Genomic DNA, 590 nt, shown 5'->3' on the forward strand with positions numbered 1-590 from the left:
TACGATCACGAAGGAATCAAAAATGACCAGTGCACCCGTGCACCAAGGCGGTGAAGCGCGATGACTTCACTCTCCCCCACTCCTTCCCGCTCATGGGCCAGCACAGCCCTGACGATGTTCGTCGTCGCCTGGGGGGCGAACATGTTCGCGCCCCTGCTGCAGGTGTACCGTGCGGCGCTCAGCCCGGTCGAGGTATCGGCACTGTTTGGCGCCTACGCCCTCGGCCTCATACCGGCGCTGCTGTTTCTGGCCCCCGTCTCCGACCGCTGGGGCCGCCGACCTGTCGTCATCTCGGCACTTCTGCTCTCGGCTGTCGGTTCCGGAGTGCTCCTGCTCGCAGGCGATTCATTCGCAGGCCTCCTCATCGGCCGCATCCTCGTGGGAATTGCCGCCGGTGCCACCTTCGGGCCAGGAACTGCCTGGGTCAAGGAACTCTCCGACCGGGGAGGAGCAAAAGAGGCGGGAGTGACCCGTGCAGCGGCCGCCCTCAGCGCCGGCTTCGCGGCAGGCCCTCTGGCAGCAGGGATAATCGCCCAATGGCTGCCCGGACCGGAATCGACCCCCTACTTGAAGCACCTCGTACTCGTCGC

Annotated in this window: 1 protein-coding gene; it reads left to right on the plus strand. The window is 65.8% G+C overall.

What is annotated here, in order from left to right; translation table 11 throughout:
- Positions 1-60: 60 nt before the first annotated feature.
- Positions 61-590 (plus strand): MFS transporter (locus QZX79_RS03990; RefSeq protein WP_294564995.1); only part of this gene is annotated, 530 nt, incomplete at its 3' end.

The sequence above is a fragment of the uncultured Arthrobacter sp. genome (assembly GCF_902805515.1).
Lineage (GTDB): Bacteria > Actinomycetota > Actinomycetes > Actinomycetales > Micrococcaceae > Arthrobacter_D.